The following is an 18390-nucleotide window of genomic DNA, read 5'->3' as shown; positions in this document are numbered from 1 at the left end:
AGGCCGGGTGTGGAAGTGCGGTAACGCATGGAGCTAACCGGTCCTAATAACTCTGTTCATGCTTGATGAATCCCACCATCAATGACAGTCCTGCTTCCAAGCAGCGCATGTCAGCGATGATCGGACGATCATCCAGCCAGACAAAAGCACAGACATCAAAGACTGCACGGATATCGATTAAAAAACAGCACGCCGTCTCCATTGCTTGGTGACCATAGCGTCAGTGACCCACCCGATCCCATCTCGAACTCGGACGTGAAACCTGACAGCGCCGATGGTACTAACGCTCAAGCGTTGGAAGAGTAGGACGTCGCCAGGCATTGAAGCCGGCGTGCTGATAAAACCCATCACAATGACAAAGGGCACACAGTGCCCCAAAGAGGGCCCTTGAGGCCCTCTTCGCGTCTCTGCAAGACGCACACACGGTGACGCGGGGTGGAGCAGCCCGGTAGCTCGTCAGGCTCATAACCTGAAGGTCGCAGGTTCAAATCCTGCCCCCGCAACCACATCACAACAAAAAAACCCATCCACAACAGATCTTCGACACAGCCGAGATCCGCAAAACGCGGCGCGGCTGTCGAAATTATGTCGTATACCATCGACATCGGCTCCCGGATCGGCATCATCGGCACCGGCGGATCTTCCTGATCCAACGCCTGTTTCCCTCTCTGGCAGGCCTTCGGGCCAAGGAGTACCGATGATCTCCCCCATCCTTCGTTCCTCGCGCAAGTCGATGCGCCTGATCGCGTTCGGCGGCCTCTGTTCGGCATCGGCCATTGCGATCGCGGCCGCCCCCGCAGCGGCGCCCAGCTTCGACGTGGCGCGCCTCTCGAATGACATCAAGACACTGTCGAGCGACGACTTCGAGGGTCGGGGCCCGGCTACGCGCGCCGAGGCCAAGACGATCGACTATGTGGCCGCGCAAATGAAGGCGGCCGGGCTCCAGCCTGCGGGCGACAAGGGCACCTGGTTCCAGAATGTGCCGCTGCTCCAGTCCGACATTGCCGGCACACCGGCGCTTTCGATGACGATTGGCGGAACTGCGCAGTCGCTGACGCAGGGCGAGCAGATCGCCGTGCGCGCCGCCGAGACCGGCCAGTCGACGGTTAACTTCAAGGATTTGCCGCTGGTCTTCGTCGGCTACGGCGTGAAGGCGCCGGAACGGGGCTGGGACGATTTCAAAGGGGTGGACCTCAAGGGCAAGATCATGGTCGTGCTGGTCAACGATCCCGACTTCGAAGGCGGTGAGGGTGACTTCGGCGGCAAGCTGATGACCTACTATGGCCGCTGGACCTACAAGTACGAGGAAGCGGCGCGTCAGGGCGCAGCGGGCGTGCTGGTCGTCCACGAGAGCGAGCCGGCTTCCTATGGCTGGGCGACGGTCAAGAACTCCAACACCAACACCATGTTCGACATCGTCCGCGCCGATCCAACCTCGGCGCACACGCAGATGGAGGGCTGGATCCAGAAGGACCTCGCCGCGCAACTGCTCAAGGCTTCGGGTGTCGACTTCGATGCCGCCAAGGCCGCCGCGCGTCGGAAGGACTTCCGCCCGATTCCGCTGAAGGCCACGATGAGCGCGGACTATGCCGTGAAGTCCAGCGTTATCACCTCGCACAACGTGGCCGGTATCCTGCCCGGTTCGAAATATCCGAATGAGACCGTCATCTACTCGGCGCACTGGGATCACCTCGGTATCGGCGCGCCCGATGCGAAGGGTGACCGCATCTACAACGGCGCGCGCGACAATGCCTCCGGCACCGCGACGCTGATCGAACTGGCGCGCGCCTTCGCCAAGGGGCCCAAGCCTGAACGCTCGGTACTGTTCCTGGCAGTGACGGCCGAGGAAAAGGGCCTGCTCGGTTCGGAATACTATGCCGATAATCCGCTGCGTCCGCTGGCGACGACGGCCGGTGTCATCAACATGGACGGCCCGCTCTCGATCGCGAAGACCACGAACTTCAGCATCTCGGGCGCGGCGAAGCTCGATCTGCTGACCATGCTGACGGAGGAAGGGCAGAAGCTCGGCCGTCACTACACGCCCGACGCGCGCCCCGAGGCGGGCAGCTTCTACCGTTCGGACCACTTCTCCATGGCCAAGCGCGGGGTGCCGGCGATCTCGTTCAGCCCCGGCCGTGAACTGGTCGATGGCGGCGATGCACGCGGCAAGGAACTGTCCGATGCCTACACCCGCGACAAGTACCACCAGCCGGCGGACGAATATGATCCGAACTGGGATACCAGCGGTTGGACCAGCGACCTGACGCTGCTTTACAATCTGGGCGATCGCCTTGCCGACAGTCACGTCTGGCCGAACTGGTCGCAGGACAGCGAGTTCCGCGCGACCCGGGATGCGACTGCGGCTCAGCGCAAATGATCGGTATTGATCCACGCCCCCGGCATCGGTGCATGCCGGGGCATTTTTCGTGGCGGACAAATCATGTTTCGCACGCGTTCGCTCGGTCCGGGGCAGAGTTCCTCCTGCAGCTGACGCTGCGCCCCTTCGGCTAAGGCGAATCGGTTCGGTGGGCGTGCGCAGTTTTCTTGACTCTGCGCGCCCCCCAGCCTATCGGGCAGCGTTTACCGATCCAGCGAATTTATTCACGGAGTGCCCATGGCGCGCGTTACTGTCGAAGACTGTGTCGACAAGATCCCCAACCGGTTCGATCTCGTCCTGCTCGCCGCGCAGCGTGCGCGCGAGATTTCGGGCGGCGCCGAACTCAGCGTCGAACGCGACCGCGACAAGAACCCGGTCGTTGCCCTGCGCGAAATCGCCGAGCAGACCGTTCGTCCGAACGAACTCAAGGAATCGCTGGTCACCTCGATGCAGCGCGTCCTGCCCGACGATGATGACGCGATGGACGAAGTCGGCTCGCTCAGCCAGTCGGCAGAGGCTCTGCGCATCACCGCTTCGGCACCGACGCGCAACACCTCGATCGGCGGCGACTACGACGGTTGATTGCTGCACAGTGATCGTATCCGTAGCGGCCCTGATGGGTTGACTGCGGCGCGATCGCGGGCAACCATCTGCGGGTGGTTGCAGGCAAGCATAGATTGCCCCGGATAGCCGGGAGCAGCGGGCCGGCCCTGAAGAGGGTGCGGCCCGTTGTCGCGTCTGGGGAAGACGCTTCGGGGGCGTCGGGGAAGGGGCCGCGTTCGGCCACGATCGCGATCTACAGCGTCAAGGGCGGCGTGGGGAAGACGACGTTCGCGGCCAATCTGGCGTGGTGTTCGGCGCAGGCCTCGGGCCATCGCACGCTGCTCTGGGATCTCGACGCGGCGGGCGGATCGGGCTTTCTCTATGGCCTTGAACCGCAAGGCTCGCGTCTGGCCGAAGAAGTGTTCACGCGCGACCAGCCAGCCACCAAATTGATTCAGAAGACGGCGGACCCGCTGGTGGACGTGCTGCCGGCGGACGAGAGCATCCGAGCGCTGGACGCGCACCTGATGCGCATCGGCAAGCGCAAGCGCCTCGCCAAACTGGCTGAGGACCTGTCGGCCGATTACGCGCGCATCCTGCTCGATTGTCCGCCAGTGCTGAACGAGCTTTCGGCGCAAGTCGCGCGCGCGGCTGATCTCATTATCGTGCCGTTGCCGCCGTCGCCGCTTTCCGCCCGCGCGCTTGAACTTGTGGTGCGCGAGATCGCGGGGACCACCAAGCGCCATCCGCCGATCCTGCCGGTGCTTTCCATGCTCGACATGCGGCGGTCGCTCCATCGGCAGGTGCGGGAGGCGCAGCCGAACTGGCCGGCGGTGCCCTATGCCAGTGTGGTAGAGCAATGTGCGGTGCAGCAGCGTCCGGTTGGCGCGATTGCGCCGGGCAGCCCGGCGGCGCAGGCTTTCGCGATGCTCTGGCGCGCGATCGAGGCCAAGCTGGCCGAACGGCAGGACTGAGCAAAGTCCGGATTGCGGGCGCGCTTCGCAAGCGCCCGGCTTGCCGCAACGCGCAATGGTTGTTCTCCTCCCCCATCACGGGTTAGGTTAGCCCTCAGGCATCATTGGGGGAAACGGTGAGCGATCTGACGGAAAGCCTGGCGGAGATGGGGCAGGGCGCCTTCGCGGCGCGCGCGGTGGAACCGCACGCGGGCGAAGGGGCAGACGGCGGCAAGGGGCACACGCACGAATCTGCCTGCCTCAACTGCGGCACCACCCTGGTCGGATCGCATTGCCACGCCTGCGGCCAGGCGGCGCATGTGCACCGCACGCTCGGCGCCTTTTTCCATGACCTGATGCACGGGGTCTTCCATTTCGAAGGCAAGATCTGGCGTACACTGCCGATGCTCATCCGGCATCCGGGCAAGCTGACGCGCGAATATATCGATGGCCGGCGCGCGAGCTATGTCTCGCCCATCGCGCTGTTCCTGTTCTGCGTCTTCCTGATGTTCGGCGTATTCCACGCCACCGAGGAGCCGGAGAATCTGGGGGCGAAGATGACCAGCCCAACCGAACTGGCCAAGGCCATCGCCTCCAGCGAGAAGCGCATCGACGGCCTCAAGACGCGGCGCAAGGCCCTCGCCGCCGCGGGCAAGGACACGGACCAGATCGACAAGGAGATCGACAGCAAGGAAACCGCACTGGGCGTGATGCGCGACACCCACGATGCCGTCACCGAGAACGGCGGTGACGTGCAGCAGATCAGCGATATCCGGCCGATCCAGCAGGCCGTCGCGAAATTTCGCGAGAATCCCGATCTGGCAGCCTACAAGCTTCAGACTTATGCCTACAAGTACAGCTGGGCACTGATCCCGATCTCGGTGCCGTTCCTCTGGCTGCTGTTTCCCTTCAGCCGCCGCTTCCATCTTTACGAGCACACCGTGTTCGCGACCTATTCGATCTGCTTCATGACGCTGCTGGCGGTCGTGGCGATGCTGCTCGGCGCGGTGGGAGCCGGAACGCTGGAGGGGCTGCTGTTCTTCGTTCCGCCGTTTCACATGTATGCGCAGCTCAAGGGAACCTACGGCCTTGCCCGTCGCGGCGCGCTGTGGCGTACGGCGCTGCTGGTGATTTTCGCCTGTACTGCGCTGTTGCTGTTCTTTGTGGCGTTGACGGCGCAGACGTAGGGCCTGCGGTCGGGAAGAGAGCCCCATGCATCATGTGCGCCGCGTCATCCTGAACTTGTTTCAGAATCCATTTTGCGGTTCGCCCGAAAGCCGGATCCGCAAACGCACGGGGCCTTCATCACCTTGTCGAAGGATGCCGCCTCGCGCCTCGGCTCAGGGGGCTTCGACAAGCTCAGCCTGAGCGGGACGGGGCAAGGGCAGGGAATGTTTGCGCTCGGCATGATCGAAGTCTTGCCATTTCGCGCTCCGCTCATCCTGAGCTTGTCGAAGGATGGGACCGCGCGCCACGCCCCTGAGGGCTTCGACAGGCTCAGCCTGAGCGGGACTTGGGGCGGTGGAGCGAAATCAGCGTACTGGCCGTGCTCCTGATGTGAAATCCCCCTCCGCTCATCCTGAGCTTGTCGAAGGATGAAACCTCACGCCGCGCCTCTGTGGGCATCCGGGGCAACCTCCGCCCAACAAAAAAGGGCGAGGACACCGCCGTCCTCGCCCTCTCCTGCATTCTTCCCACGAGGGGAAGGCCGGGTATTCAATATCAGATAGTTCAGGCGCCCTGCGGCGTCGCGCTGCCGGAATAGCGGCGGCCGGCCTTGGGAATGGCAGAGCCGGTCAACGGACGCGGCGAGCCGTTTCCGCGCGGTTCGTTCGGACGGTCGATCTTGCCTTCGGAAAGAAGACGGTCGATCTCTTCGCCCGAAAGCGTCTCGTATTCCAGCAGAGCCTGCGCCAGCGCTTCGAGCTGCTCGGCATTGTCCCGAAGCAGCGTGGTCGCGCGGGCGTGGGCATCGTCCACCAGACCGCGGATTTCGCTGTCGATCACCTTGTTGGTCTCGTCCGAGGCCATCAGGCGATGCGAGCCGCCCATGCCGAGGTAGCCTTCCTGCTGTTCCTCGTACTGAAGCGGGCCCAGCTTGTCCGACATGCCCCACTTGGTGACCATGTTACGGGCCAGACCCGTGGCGTACTGGATGTCCGACGAAGCGCCCGACGAAACCTTGTCGTACCCGAAGATCAGTTCCTCGGCCACGCGGCCACCCATGGCGACCGAGAGGTTCGCGAGCATCTTGTCGCGGTGGTACGAGTAGCTGTCGCGTTCCGGCAGGCGCATCACCATGCCCAGCGCACGACCGCGCGGGATGATGGTGGCCTTGTGGATCGGATCCGAAGCCGCCTCGTGCAGCGAGACGATGGCATGACCGGCCTCGTGGTAGGCGGTCATCTTCTTCTCGTCGTCGGTCATGACCATGGAGCGGCGTTCCGCGCCCATCATGACCTTGTCCTTGGCGTCCTCGAACTCCTGCATGGCGACGAGGCGCTTGTTGCGGCGCGCGGCCAGCAGGGCAGCCTCGTTCACGAGGTTGGCAAGATCCGCGCCGGAGAAGCCCGGAGTGCCGCGCGCGATCACGCGCGGGTTCACGTCGGGCGCCAGCGGCACCTTCTTCATGTGCACGGCCAGGATCTTCTCGCGGCCTTCGATATCGGGCACCGGCACCACGACCTGGCGGTCGAAGCGGCCGGGACGCAGCAGCGCGGGGTCCAGCACGTCGGGGCGATTGGTCGCCGCGATGATGATGATGCCTTCGTTGGCCTCGAAGCCGTCCATTTCGACCAGAAGCTGGTTCAGCGTCTGCTCGCGCTCGTCGTTCGAATTGCCGAGGCCATGGCCGCGATGGCGGCCGACCGCGTCGATTTCGTCGATGAAGACGATGCAGGGCGCGTTCTTCTTGGCCTGTTCGAACATGTCGCGCACGCGGCTTGCGCCGACGCCGACGAACATTTCGACGAAGTCCGAGCCAGAGATCGTGAAGAACGGTACGCCTGCCTCACCCGCAATGGCGCGGGCGAGCAGGGTCTTGCCGGTACCGGGCGAGCCGACCAGCAGCGCGCCCTTCGGGATCTGGCCGCCCAGCTTCGAGAAGCGGGTGGGATCGCGCAGGAACTCGACGATTTCCTCCAGTTCCTCGCGCGCTTCGTCGATGCCGGCAACGTCGTCGAAAGTGACGCGTCCCGAGCGTTCGGTCAGCAGCTTGGCCTTGGACTTGCCGAAGCCCATCGCGCCGGAGCCGCCGCCCTTCTGGACCTGCCGCAGCGCGAAGAACGCGATGCCGACGATCAGCAGGAAAGGCAGGGTCTGCGCGAGGATATAGACCAGCATCGAGCCCTCTTCAGGGCTCTTGCCGGCATAGCGCACGTCGTGGTCCTGCAGGAGCTGCGTGAGCGTGGTGTCGTTCGGGACCGGTACGGTCGTGAACGAATCGCCGTTCTTCAGCTTGCCGTCGATGCGGTCTTCACCGATCTCCACGGTGGCCACGCTGCCTTCGGCAACTTTGGCGCGGAAATCGGAATAGGCGATGGTCGGCCCGCTTTCGGCGCGGGTGTTGAACATCGACACAACCATCAGGAGTGCGAGGAAAATGCCGCCCCACACGAGCAGGCTCTTGACCCAGGGATTGCCGCTAGGCTGGTCGTCGTTCATCGTTGGAGAAACCGTCCTTTCACCCGCCAATGTAGGAGCGGGCGTTTGAATCGCAAGCTGGCGAAGGATGGTCACTGTAATCGAAACCTCCGCGCGTCGCGAGCTTTTCGACGCGGGTCGTCCTGCACTGGGGCAAGATAAGGCGGAGCAAGCGCAGAATCAGGGCCATTCCCGCCGCCCGGCCACCGGATTCGGACGCGCATTCGGCGCCGGGATGGCGGCCGAACCCGCGCGAATCCGGGGCGGAGAGCCTCCTGCTGCGGTAAATCAGGATGTCCGGACCAGTTGATAGTCCCCGGCGGCATCCACTTGCGCCGTCCAACCCGGATAGACGACGATGGTGGTGAAAGTTTCCTCCACGATGGCGGGTGAGGGAATTTCCGTGCCCGGCGCGAGGTCGCTGCCCCGGTAGATCGGGATATCCGCGAAGCCCTGTCCAAGATTGGCACGGCGATGGCGATCGGGCTTGGGGATCGCTCCGGACGGGGAGAAGCCGCCGCCGGCGGCCGGAGAGGGCGTCTCGACATGGGCGGCGAGGCGGACCCCGGACACTTCGGGCACCTCATGCTCGCGGATGTGGCCGTATTCGGCCATGTGGCGGGCGTTGAACAGCTCGATCGCCCGCGCCGCGAAGTCCTCTCCGACGAAAGACAGGTCGCCCAGCGGTGTATCGGCGGCGAAGTCGAACGAGAGCGAGAAGTTCTGCCCCGGATAGCGCATGTTGAGCCGGTAATCGGCGCGGATGTCCTGTGCATTGAAGTGCGCGGCGGTGAAGAAATGGGCGGCGCGGTCCGACAGTTCGCTCCACAGCGTGCGGATGCGTTCGACATCCAGCGCCGAGGCGGAGGCGATGTAGGAGCGTTCCTCGTCGATGGTCGGATTGGCGACCAAAGTGCCGAGCGCCGAGAACGTGGGCGATGCCTTGGGCACCAGTACGCGGGTGATGCCAAGGTCTTCGGCCTGAATCGCCGCGAAGGCGGGGCCGTTTCCGCCATAGGCCAGCATGACGAGGTCCTTGGGATCGATGCCTTTGCCCGCCGTGGTACGGCGCACGCCCTGGCTCATATGGGCATTGACCACGCGCCAGCAGTCGAAGGCGGCGCGTTCTGCATCCTCGTGGCCGAGTTCCTGCGCGATCTTGCGGAAGGCTTCCTCCACCCCGTCGCGCGTCAGGCGGAAGCTGCCGCCGGCGAAGCCTTCCTCGGTGGAAAGGATGCCCAGCATGACCAGCGCATCGGTCACGGTGGGCTCGGTGCCGCCGCGTCCATAGCAGATCGGCCCGGGTTCCGACCCCGCCGAGCGCGGGCCGACTTCCAGCGCGCCCTTGTTGACGTGGCAGATCGAGCCGCCGCCCGCGCCCAGCGTCTCCACTTTCACCATCGGCACGCCGACGAGATAGCGGTGGTGCATGTTCCAGCCCGCCTCGGCCGGGGCCTCTCCGTTCAGCACCAGCGCCATGTCGTAGCTGGTGCCGCCCATGTCGACGCAGAGCAGGTCCGGGCAGCCCTTGGCGCGCCCGGCATGGGCGGAACCGACCACGCCGCCCGCCGGGCCGGAGGCGAGCACGCGGATCGGTGCGCCGTCGATATAGTCCTTGGTCATCACCCCGCCGGAGGCCTGCATGACCATCAACTGGTTACGGTATCCGCCTTCGCCAAGACGTTGCACCAGCCGTTCGAGATAGCCAGTGACGCGCGGGCCGACATAGGCGTTGACCACCGTGGTCGAGGTGCGGTCGTACTCCGGCGCGCGGGGCAGAACTTCGTGGCTGGCGGAAACGTAGGCGTTCTGGATTTCCTGCCGCACGATCTCCTTGGCGCGGCGTTCATGCTCGGGATTGACGAAGGAGAACAGGAACGAGATCGCCACCGCCTCCACGTTCTGCAGCCGCAGCTTGCGGCAGGCTTCGCGCAGGGCCGCTTCGTCGAGCTCCTTGTGGACCGATCCGTCGTGCAGCACGCGTTCGGGCACCGTCAGGCGGCGACGGCGCGGGGTGATCTGCTGCGGCGCTTCGAGGCGGACGTCCCAGATGTCTTCCTTGTAGCCGCGCCGGTATTCGATCTCATCACGGAACCCCTCGGTGGTGATCAGGCCGGTGAGCGCGCCGTTCATCTCGATCAGGGTGTTGTCGGCAACGGTGGTGCCGTGGACGATCGCCTCGCAGCGGCTGAGGAATTCGGGGAGGGGCAGGCCTTCCTTCTCGGCCAGCTTGCCGAGCCCTTCCATCACGCCCAGCGAGCGGTCCTCCGGGGTGGAGAGGTTCTTGTGGAGCACCACCTCATCGCCCTTCAGGAGCGCGAAGTCGGTGAAGGTGCCGCCGATGTCGATGCCTACTCGGTACGTCATTCAGGTTTTCTCACTCTCCAGATCCTCCCCCATCGGGGGAGGGGGACCGCCGCAGGCGGTGGAGGGGGATTGGCGCGGCGTAGCGTTCTTGCGCGCCCCCTCCGTCGGCCCCTTGGGCCGCCACCTCCCCCGGTGGGGGAGGATCGCGAACTGTCTTGCTATTCCGCCGCCTCGGCCATGCTCGCCATTTCGGCCCTGAGCGCCTCGGTCGCGGCGAGGTCCACCGCCAGCGAGTAATCGTCGAGGCTGCCGGTCAGCACCACGCCGTACTTCGCTCGCGCCGCCTCCACACTGACGTACTCGTCCAGCACGTCCTCCTTAACCGCCTCCGGATCGCGCTGGAGCGGCCTGCCGAACCCGGCACCTCCGCCGTGCTGGTAGGCGATCACCGCCCCCTCCGGCAGCAGGTCCTGCGCGGTGTGGAGAATGGCGCGCTCGTTGGGGGAGCCTACTTCGAAGCGGTTGGTATAGGGGATCGCATCGTCCCCGCCGCGAAGACCGCGCAAGGGGTGGTCGGCCGACACCATCCACGCCATTGCCGAAGTCGGCCGCAGCACCTGCTTGACGTTGAGCGAACCCGGACAACCGCGCCACTGGCCTGCACCGCCGCCATCGGTGGTCATCTCGCGGCTGATATTGAGGATCGGAAAGCGGCTTTCCGCATCCTCCGCCTCGGAGAGGATCAGGCTGCCCAGCGCGGAAGGGCAGGAGCCCCAGCCATCCAGCCCTTCCACCGCCGAAACGTCCATCGATCGGCAATCGACGCCCTGATCCATCCACATCATGCCGGCCTCGTCGAAGCCGACGACCATGTTGGGCATGCCGATCTTGTAGAGCTGCGGCTGAGACCGTTCGGGCGCCACATTGGACAGCGCGATGCAGACCGCCTCGGTAATCTCACAGGCCGGGTGGAATGATCCCAGCGCGGCGGGCTTGTTCGGCGGCGGCTGGGCGATGCAGCCTTCGGGGATCAGGATATCGACCGCATTGAAGAACCCCTCGTTCTTCACGATCGTCGGGTCCATCGCCGCGACCACCTGACACATCACGTAGCTGCGCGAATTGGCGAACGTGTTCCACACGCCGACAAGGTTCTGCCGGTCGTCGGTGCCCTCAAGGTCGACGGTCAGCTGGTCTCCGGCGATGGTGCAGGCGACGTGGACCTTGATATCCTTGGTCCCGGCCGTGTCGTGGTCGATCCAGACGGTCGCCTCGTGCCGGCTATCGGGCCATTTCGCCACTTCCTCACGCACGCGGCGCTCGGTGTGTTCGATCGAGTGGTTGATCGCCGCCTTGATCGTCTCCCCGCCCGACTTTGCAATGAGGTCGTCCAGCATCCGCACCGCGTGCTGCACGCCGCCGATCATCGCCGCGATGTCGCCCGCGAACGTGGCGAAGCGGTTGTTGCGCACCACCATGTCGAACACGTCGCGGCGCAGCTCGCCCCGGTGGACCAGCTTGAGGCAGGGATAGATCACGCCCTCGGTGAAGACGTCGGTGGCGTCGAGCGAGAAGCCGCCCGGGTCCTTGCCGCCGGTGTCGCCCTGATGCGCCTGCAGCGTCTGGATGCAGATCAACTCGCCCTTGTCGTCATAGACCGGGCCGTAGATGCAGTAATCCGGCAGGTGGCCGCCGCCGTGATCGGGATCGTTGCCCAGAAAGACGTCGCCCGGTCCCCAGTCGTAACGGTCCTGATTCATCAGCCCCCAGCGTGTCTCCATCTGGTTCACGAACGTCAGGTGCGGCGTGCCCACCGCCCCCATGGCAAGGCGGCCGTGGGCATCGACGATGGCGGCATTGCGCTCGTTCGACTGGTTGATGATCGGGCTGGAGGCGGCACGGCCAAGATAGGTCGCAGCTTCGAAACAGACCGTTTCGAACGCGCCGCGAATGATGTCGCCGGTTACCGGGTCGATTGCGGCACTCGTCGGCAGGGGCCCGCGCGGCGCGGCGAGCTTGCGGTTCAGCTCGTAGGACACGTCTCTTGCTCTCCCATGTGGTTTGTCCGAGGTAGGAGCGGAGAGGGCCGGCTTCTCGACAGCGAGCGCATCGGCCCATGCAGATCACGAAACACCGGCGCCGGGCTTGTCCATGAGCGCATAAGGAGCCGTACCGGGAATGAAGACAGCTGGCCGTATCCACCCGGTCTACGCGGAAATGGAGCGCACCGTGTTCGACCGCATGTCGGCACTGGCGCGCGAGCATGGCGCGATCAATCTGGGGCAGGGCTTTCCCGACGGGCCGCCGCCGCCCGCGCTGATAGAGGCGGCAAGCCGGGCCTTGCACGAAAAGTCGAACCAGTATCCGCCCGGCGCGGGTCTGATCGAACTGCGCGAGGCGATCTGCGGATGGTACGGGCGGCATCAGGGCCTTGTGCTCGCGCCGGAGCAGGTGACGGTAACCTCGGGCGCGACCGAGGCGTTGGCTGCGGCCGTATTCACCTTCGCCAGTCCGGGGGACGAGGTGATCCTGTTCCAGCCCGCCTACGATGCCTATGCGCCGCTGGTGCGCCGGGCTGGGGGCGTGCCGGTCTCGATCCCGCTGGCCCCGCCGCATTTCCGCTACACTGCCGAAGCGCTGGCCGCCGCGATCACACCGCGCACGCGCGTGGTGATGTTCAATGACCCGCTCAATCCGGCGGGGACGGTCGCCAGTCATGCCGAACTGGACATGATCGCCCGCGCCTGTGTGGAGCACGACCTGATCGCCGTGAGCGACGAGGTCTGGGAACATGTGCGCTTCGACGGCGTGCCCCACCGCTCGTTGATGCACTATCCGGGCATGGCCGAGCGCACGATCAAGATCGGTTCGGCGGGCAAGATTTTCGGGCTTACCGGCTGGAAGATCGGTTGGATGATCGCGGCGGGCGAACTCGCCACGGCCATCTCACGCGCGCATCAGTTCCTGACTTATGCCACTGCCGTACCGCTGCAATGGGCGGTGGCCGAGGGGCTTTCGCTGCCGGACGCGGTGCTGGACGGACAGCGCGCCGAATGGGCCGCCGCGCGCGAGCGGCTCAAGGCGGGCCTTGCCGAGGCGGGCTTCGCGGTGCTGCCCAATGCGGCGACGTGGTTCGTCACGGCGGACCTTGCGGCATCCGGAATCGCCTTGCCCGACCGCGCATTCAGCGAGCGCGCGGTGGTCGAGGCCGGGGTGGCGACGGTCCCGGTTTCGGCGCTCTATCAGGGCGAGCAGACGCCCGGACATCTGGTGCGGTTCTGCTTCACCAAGCCTGCCGAAGTGCTGGACGAAGCGGTTTTGCGCCTCGCCCGGTTCCGCGCGGCGTTGCTGGCCTGATTTCAGGCGTTGAGGCCGCCGTTCACGCTGATTACCTGACCGGTGATCCGGCGGGCGCCCTCCGAGCAGAGGAACAGCGCGAGCGGGGCGATGTCGTCGGCGGTGGGAAGGCCGAGTCCGGCGCGGGTAGCCGCTTTCGCCATCCGCTCCGATCCCATGCGGACCGCGCTGTCGGTGCCTTCGACGAAGCTGGGCGAGATCGCATGCGCGCGAATGCCGTCGCGCGCGGCTTCCATGGCGAAATTGCGGAGGAAACCGATTGCGCCGGCCCGTGCGGCGCCGATCAGGGTCTGGCGTGGCGCGGCGTGGATTCCGGCGTCGGAGACGAGCCCGATCAGCGTGCCGCCGCGCGCGGCAAGAAAGGGATAGGCTGCATGGGCAAGCCGCTCCAGCCAGCCTACCGAGAGGTCCAGAAACCTGCCGTACGCGGCGGGCGAAGTGTCGGTGAACAGGCCCGCGATACCGGCTGGGCCCGTGGCGATACAGTCGATCACCGCATCGATCCGGCCGTAATGCTCGGCGGCTGCGGTGACGATCCGCTGCGCTGCATCGCTTTCCGTAACGTCCGCCAGAATGCCCTGAACGTTACCATAGGCAGACAGGGAGGCGACATGCGCCTCCACTTTTCCGGCCGTGCGGCCATGCAGCGCGACTTGCCAGCCCTGCATCAGGGCATGGTGGGCGATGGCGCTGCCGATCGAGCCGCTGCCGCCGGCGAGGAGCAGAACGTTCCGCTCGTCCCCGGCCATCCGGTCAGTCGCTTTCGAACGTGGCGCGGATGTCGTCGTCGGCGAGGTCCGAGAACTTCGTGATCCGCGCTTCGAAGCGCAGGCGAACCTTGCCGGTGGCACCGTGGCGCTGTTTGGCGATGATCAGTTCGGAGAGGCCGGTGATGCGCTCCATGTGTTCGCGCCACTCGTTCCACTTGGCGTGCACGTCTGGCGGATCGTTGTCGCCGGGCGCGCGCGGTTCCACGCCCTTGGCGTAGTAGTCTTCGCGGAACACGAACCAGACCATGTCCGCGTCCTGCTCGATCGAGCCCGATTCGCGAAGGTCCGACAGCATCGGGCGCTTGTCCTCGCGCGATTCCACCGCACGGCTGAGCTGCGAGAGCGCGATCACCGGAACGTGCAGTTCCTTGGCGAGCGTCTTCAGGCCGCGTGAAATTTCCGAGATTTCGTTCACACGGTTGTCGGTGGCGCGGCCAGAGCCTTGCAGCAGCTGCAAGTAGTCGATGATGACGAGGCCGATGTTGTGGCGGCGCTTCAGGCGGCGCGCGCGCGTGCGCAGGCCGGCGATGGTGAGGCCGGGCGTATCGTCGATGTAGAGCGGCAGTTCGGCCAGACGCTGGCTGGCGAAGGACAACTGCTGGAAGTCCTCGCGGCTGATCTTGCCCATGCGCAGCGCTTCGGAGCTGATGCCCGATTGCTCGGCCAGAATACGCGTGGCCAGCTGGTCGGCGCTCATTTCGAGGCTGAAGAACGCGGTTGCCGCGCCCACCGACTTTTCGACCGGAATGCCGTCCGCCAGATCGCGCTGGAGCCGGTCCGAGGCGTTGAAGGCGATGTTGGTGACGAGCGAGGTCTTGCCCATGCCGGGACGGCCGGCAAGGATGATAAGGTCGGAATCGTGCAGGCCGCCGATCTTGTTGTTGACCGAGGTGAGGCCGGTGGTCTTGCCCGAGATGTGGCCGCCCGAATTGAACGCCTTTTCGATGGCGCCGATCGCGGTGCGGGTGGCGACGGCGAAGCTCTTGGCTTCGTTGGCGGTCGCGGCGCCTTCGGCCACTTTGTAGAGCGCGGCTTCGGCGCGTTCCACCTGCTCCATCGGCTCGACCGATTCGGAGGTGTCCATCGCTTCGGCCACGAGATTGCGGCCCACCGAGATCAGTTCGCGCAGCAGCGCAAGGTCATAGATCTGGTCCGCCAGTTCGCGCGGGGCCAGCAGGCCCTGACCGTCTGCGGTGAGGCGGGCAAGATAGGCCACGCCACCCAGCGCCTTAAGTTGTTCATCGGCCTCGAAATAAGGGCGCAGGGTGACCGGGGTGACCACGGCCTTGCGATCGAGCAGCTGGAGGATGCGCTCGTAGATGCGGGTGTGGACCGGCTCGAAGAAATGCGACGGCGCCAGCTGGGTCTGAAGCTCCTCGATCACGCGGTTGTCGATCAGCACGGCGCCCAGGAAGGCCGCCTCCGCTTCGACGTTCGAGGGCAGGCTGCGGGCTTGGACCGCAGGCTCGCGGGTGATGAGGGCTTCTTCTGACATGAGGGATTTGACAATGCCCCAAGTGCCCGGTGGCCAGCAAGCGCGCGTATGGGTGATTTCTATCCACAGGCTGTTGATGGGGAGGAGGCACTCCGGGGTTTTTTGTTGGGTGCGCCATTCGCATCGGCGAATGGCTGCGGCACCGGCCCGCTCCCCCACCCGATCTCCCTACGGGATATGCTCTGGGAGGTCGGGTGGGGGAGCGGGCCGGTGCCGCAAGCTCGTCACGGATGTGACGAGCACACCCAACAAAAGACACTTCTTCTCGCGCGGGCTTGCCCGTTTATGCCGCAACCGCGTAAAGGCCCTTGAACCATGGCCGATCCGCGAATCTCGCATATCGAACTCGACGAGGCGACCATCCTGTGGCGCAACGCCGATATCGAGCAGGAACGGCGCATTGCGATCTTCGATCTCATTGAGGACAATGTCTTCAAGCCCGTACGCGCGTTCGACGCGGGCTTCGCGGGGCCTTATCGCCTGCGCCTCTCGGTGCGCGACGGGCGGCTATCGCTGGATATCGCGGACGATGCTGCGGTGCCGATCGAGACCATGGTGCTGGGCCTTGCCCGCTTCCGCCGACCGGTGCGCGAATACTTCGCGATTTGCGAAAGCTACTACCAGGCGATTCGCAAGGCCTCCACGCAGGAGATCGAGACGATCGACATGGCCCGGCGCGCTATCCACAACAATGCCGCCGAACTTCTGCTGGAACGGCTCGAAGGCAAGGTGGAAACCGACTTTCCGACCGCGCGAAGGCTTTTCACGCTGATCTGCGTCCTGCATATCCGGGGCTGAAGGGGGCTTCACGATGGCAAGGACTGCTTCTGGCGCGGTTTCGCGCAGGCAACTGCTGTGGCGCATTCTCGGCGCGCTGCTGCTGGTTGCCCTGATCGGCGGCGGCTGGGCGTGGTGGACCGTGCGCCACTGGCAGCCCGAGCGGAAGGCCTTCCCGGTGCAAGGCGTCGAAGTGGGCGCGAACGACGGCGATTTCGACTGGAAGTCGCTGAAGGCGATCGGCGTGGACTTTGCCTATGTCGATGCCAGTGCCAGCGCCTTCGCGCGCGACCAGCGCTTCGTGGCCAATTTCGCGGCGGCGCGGGCGGCGGGTTTGCAGGTCGGCGCGGTCCATCGCTACGACCCCTGCCAGCCGGCGCAGGCGCAATCGGCCAACTTCGTCACCACGGTACCGCGCGACAATCGCCTGCTGCCCCCCGCGATCGACCTCGACATGCTGGCCGACGATTGCCCGATGCCGGTCTCCGACGCCAAGGTCGAGAGCGAGCTGATGACCTTCATCAACCAAATTGAGACGCACACCGGCAAGGAAGTGATCCTCAAGATCAGCCCGCGCTTCCAGACGCGTTACCGGGTGGCGGCGAAGTTCGACCGCAATCTCTGGCTGATCGGGGATCGCCTGCTGCCCGACTATGCCGGGCGGCCCTGGGCGATGTGGACCGCCAACGCCGCGCGCGCCAACGAGATTGCGCAAGGGGGCCTGCGCTGGGTAGTGGTGCAGCCATGACCAGTTTCAGCACGGAGCAGCGCGACGCCCTGCTCGCGACCGCGCGCGAGGCCGCCAGCCGCGCCTATGCGCCCTATTCGAAGTTCCACGTCGGCGCAGCGCTGCTGATGGCAGACGGTTCGGTAGTGACCGGCGCCAATGTCGAGAACGCCAGCTACGGCCTTTCGCTCTGCGCGGAAACGGTCGCGGTGGCCTCGATTCTCTCGTCGGAAACGCGCGGGCGGCTGGAAGCCGTGGCCGTGACCGGCGGCGCTCCCGGCGCACCGGGTGAGGGCGATACGGTGAGCCCCTGCGGCCGCTGCCGCCAGATCCTCAACGAGATCGCGCAGCTTGGCGGCACCGATCCGCTGGTCTGGTGCGACGGCAAGGACGGGGTGATCGAGATGCGCCTGTCCGAACTGCTGCCGCATGCCTTCGGACCCGCTAACCTCCTCTAATTTCTGCGCTCCCGCGAATGGCCGCGAACAGCCCGCGCATCGCTCCATTTCGGAGCGGCGCGGCGGGCTGTCGTTTCGTCGGAATCCTATTGTCAACCAAATTGGTTGAATTATAGTGAGGGCAGTCGGGACGTAAACAGAGTCGACCGGCGGATTTCCTGAAACATCGCTGGAGAATCCGATGGCCACCTTCCGCTATCCCCATGAGCAGGACCACCTGCCGCTCATTCTTCTGGTTCCCGGCGGCCCGCTGCGCGACGGCCACTGGATGAAGCGCTGGATGCAGTGGAGCGAACATTGCCGCGTGCTCGAACTGGGCATGTGGGACGAGCCGCACCGCAACACCTGGGTCAACAAGCTGAACCTCGCGATCCGCCGCGCCGACCGCCCGGTGGTGATCGTGACCGACGACATTGCCGCGCTGGCGCTGGCATGGTGGGTCGAATTCGAAAGCGTGGGGCCGGAGAACCCGGTCTTGGGCGCGATTGCCGTCAATCCGCCGAACATGGACCTTCCGGGCGCCGATCCGCGTTTGTCGCGCTTTGGCGCCTGTCCGCGCCAGCCGCTGCCCTTTGCCTCGTTCCTGGTGAGCGATCTGGACGCCCCGGCCGCGCAGCAGCGTTCGGTGATTCGTCTGGCGCGGGACTGGGGGGCGTCTCCGGTCTGCGATGACACGCGCGGCGATTGGGCTTCGGGCTGGATGATGCTCCAGACCGTGCTGGGGCTGGTGCCCTCGGGGGCGATGACCCCGCACTGGACGCAGGACGAGAATCTGGCCGTGCGCGAGGCGCTGCGGCAGTGGGCGGGGATTTGACGCGATTCGGGGCGCTCCGCCGCTGCCTTTAACGCCGCCCCATCACACCCGTCATCCCCGCCCTTCGGCTGGCCGGCAGGCCGGCCGCTCAGGATGAACTGCCCGGAGGGCAGGCGGGGATCCCGCTTGTTCTTTTTGGGCACGCAGAGACGCGGAGACGGAGAGGGATC

14 protein-coding genes, 1 tRNA gene and 1 rRNA gene are annotated in these 18390 nt (G+C 65.4%); 11 read left to right on the top strand and 5 right to left on the bottom strand.

Features of this window, described 5'->3' with window-relative positions; genetic code table 11:
- Window positions 1-204 precede the first annotated feature (204 nt).
- The 6 genes from rrf to EDF56_RS11460 all read left to right on the top strand — a co-directional run bounded on the left by rrf (window position 205) and on the right by EDF56_RS11460 (window position 5060).
- Window positions 205-319 (top strand): 5S ribosomal RNA (gene rrf, locus EDF56_RS11485).
- Between the two features lie 110 nt (window positions 320-429).
- Window positions 430-506 (top strand) — tRNA-Met (locus EDF56_RS11480).
- A gap of 191 nt (window positions 507-697) precedes the next feature.
- Window positions 698-2377, top strand: a complete 1680-nt coding sequence (locus EDF56_RS11475) for a M28 family metallopeptidase (RefSeq protein ID WP_132387393.1) — start codon at window positions 698-700, stop codon at window positions 2375-2377.
- 237 nt (window positions 2378-2614) lie between these two features.
- Window positions 2615-2959: a DNA-directed RNA polymerase subunit omega gene (rpoZ, locus tag EDF56_RS11470; protein ID WP_132387391.1), complete on the top strand. Its 345-nt coding sequence runs from the start codon at window positions 2615-2617 to the stop codon at window positions 2957-2959.
- 206 nt (window positions 2960-3165) lie between these two features.
- Window positions 3166-3894, top strand: a complete 729-nt coding sequence (locus tag EDF56_RS11465; RefSeq protein ID WP_279389711.1) for a ParA family protein — start codon at window positions 3166-3168, stop codon at window positions 3892-3894.
- 116 nt (window positions 3895-4010) lie between these two features.
- A complete protein-coding gene (locus EDF56_RS11460; protein ID WP_207904680.1) occupies window positions 4011-5060 on the top strand; it encodes a DUF3667 domain-containing protein in 1050 nt (349 codons plus the stop codon).
- A 544-nt stretch (window positions 5061-5604) separates the two neighbouring features.
- On the opposite strand, the gene ftsH is transcribed toward EDF56_RS11460, so the two are convergent.
- From ftsH to EDF56_RS11445, 3 genes are all read right to left on the bottom strand, one after another.
- Window positions 5605-7536: an ATP-dependent zinc metalloprotease FtsH gene (gene ftsH / locus EDF56_RS11455; protein ID WP_132387387.1), complete on the bottom strand. Its 1932-nt coding sequence runs from the start codon at window positions 7534-7536 to the stop codon at window positions 5605-5607.
- 267 nt (window positions 7537-7803) lie between these two features.
- Window positions 7804-9882: a hydantoinase/oxoprolinase family protein gene (locus EDF56_RS11450; protein WP_132387385.1), complete on the bottom strand. Its 2079-nt coding sequence runs from the start codon at window positions 9880-9882 to the stop codon at window positions 7804-7806.
- A gap of 158 nt (window positions 9883-10040) precedes the next feature.
- The gene (locus tag EDF56_RS11445; RefSeq protein ID WP_132387383.1) at window positions 10041-11861 is read right to left on the bottom strand and encodes a hydantoinase B/oxoprolinase family protein; all 1821 of its coding nucleotides are present in this window, start codon (window positions 11859-11861) and stop codon (window positions 10041-10043) included.
- Between the two features lie 139 nt (window positions 11862-12000).
- On the opposite strand from EDF56_RS11445, the gene EDF56_RS11440 reads away from it, so the two are divergent.
- Complete coding sequence (locus EDF56_RS11440; protein ID WP_132387381.1) at window positions 12001-13179, top strand: aminotransferase; 1179 nt, start codon at window positions 12001-12003, stop codon at window positions 13177-13179.
- Between the two features lie 2 nt (window positions 13180-13181).
- On the opposite strand, the gene EDF56_RS11435 is transcribed toward EDF56_RS11440, so the two are convergent.
- Window positions 13182-13928, bottom strand: a complete 747-nt coding sequence (locus EDF56_RS11435) for an SDR family oxidoreductase (RefSeq protein WP_132387379.1) — start codon at window positions 13926-13928, stop codon at window positions 13182-13184.
- A gap of 4 nt (window positions 13929-13932) precedes the next feature.
- A complete protein-coding gene (locus tag EDF56_RS11430; RefSeq protein WP_132387377.1) occupies window positions 13933-15444 on the bottom strand; it encodes a replicative DNA helicase in 1512 nt (503 codons plus the stop codon).
- Window positions 15445-15759: 315 nt separating this feature from the next.
- Between EDF56_RS11430 and EDF56_RS11425 the strand changes: the two genes are divergently transcribed.
- The 4 genes from EDF56_RS11425 to EDF56_RS11410 all read left to right on the top strand — a co-directional run bounded on the left by EDF56_RS11425 (window position 15760) and on the right by EDF56_RS11410 (window position 18220).
- Window positions 15760-16242 carry a UPF0262 family protein gene (locus EDF56_RS11425; protein ID WP_132387375.1) on the top strand — a complete coding sequence of 161 codons (483 nt, stop codon included), beginning with the start codon at window positions 15760-15762 and terminating at the stop codon, window positions 16240-16242.
- 13 nt (window positions 16243-16255) lie between these two features.
- Window positions 16256-16969, top strand: coding sequence for a glycoside hydrolase family 25 protein (locus tag EDF56_RS11420; RefSeq protein ID WP_132387374.1), 714 nt, complete (start codon window positions 16256-16258; stop codon window positions 16967-16969).
- Entirely contained in the window at window positions 16966-17406 is a 441-nt protein-coding gene (locus EDF56_RS11415) for a cytidine deaminase (protein WP_132387372.1), read from the top strand. Before EDF56_RS11420 ends, EDF56_RS11415 begins: the two co-directional genes overlap by 4 nt.
- 181 nt (window positions 17407-17587) lie before the next feature.
- Entirely contained in the window at window positions 17588-18220 is a 633-nt protein-coding gene (locus EDF56_RS11410; protein WP_132387370.1) for an alpha/beta hydrolase, read from the top strand.
- Window positions 18221-18390: the final 170 nt, after the last annotated feature.

It is taken from the genome of Novosphingobium sp. PhB165, assembly GCF_004341845.1.
Classification (GTDB): domain Bacteria; phylum Pseudomonadota; class Alphaproteobacteria; order Sphingomonadales; family Sphingomonadaceae; genus Novosphingobium.
The sequence above is the reverse complement of the archived record's forward strand: the minus strand, read 5'-3'. Positions and strand labels throughout refer to the sequence as shown.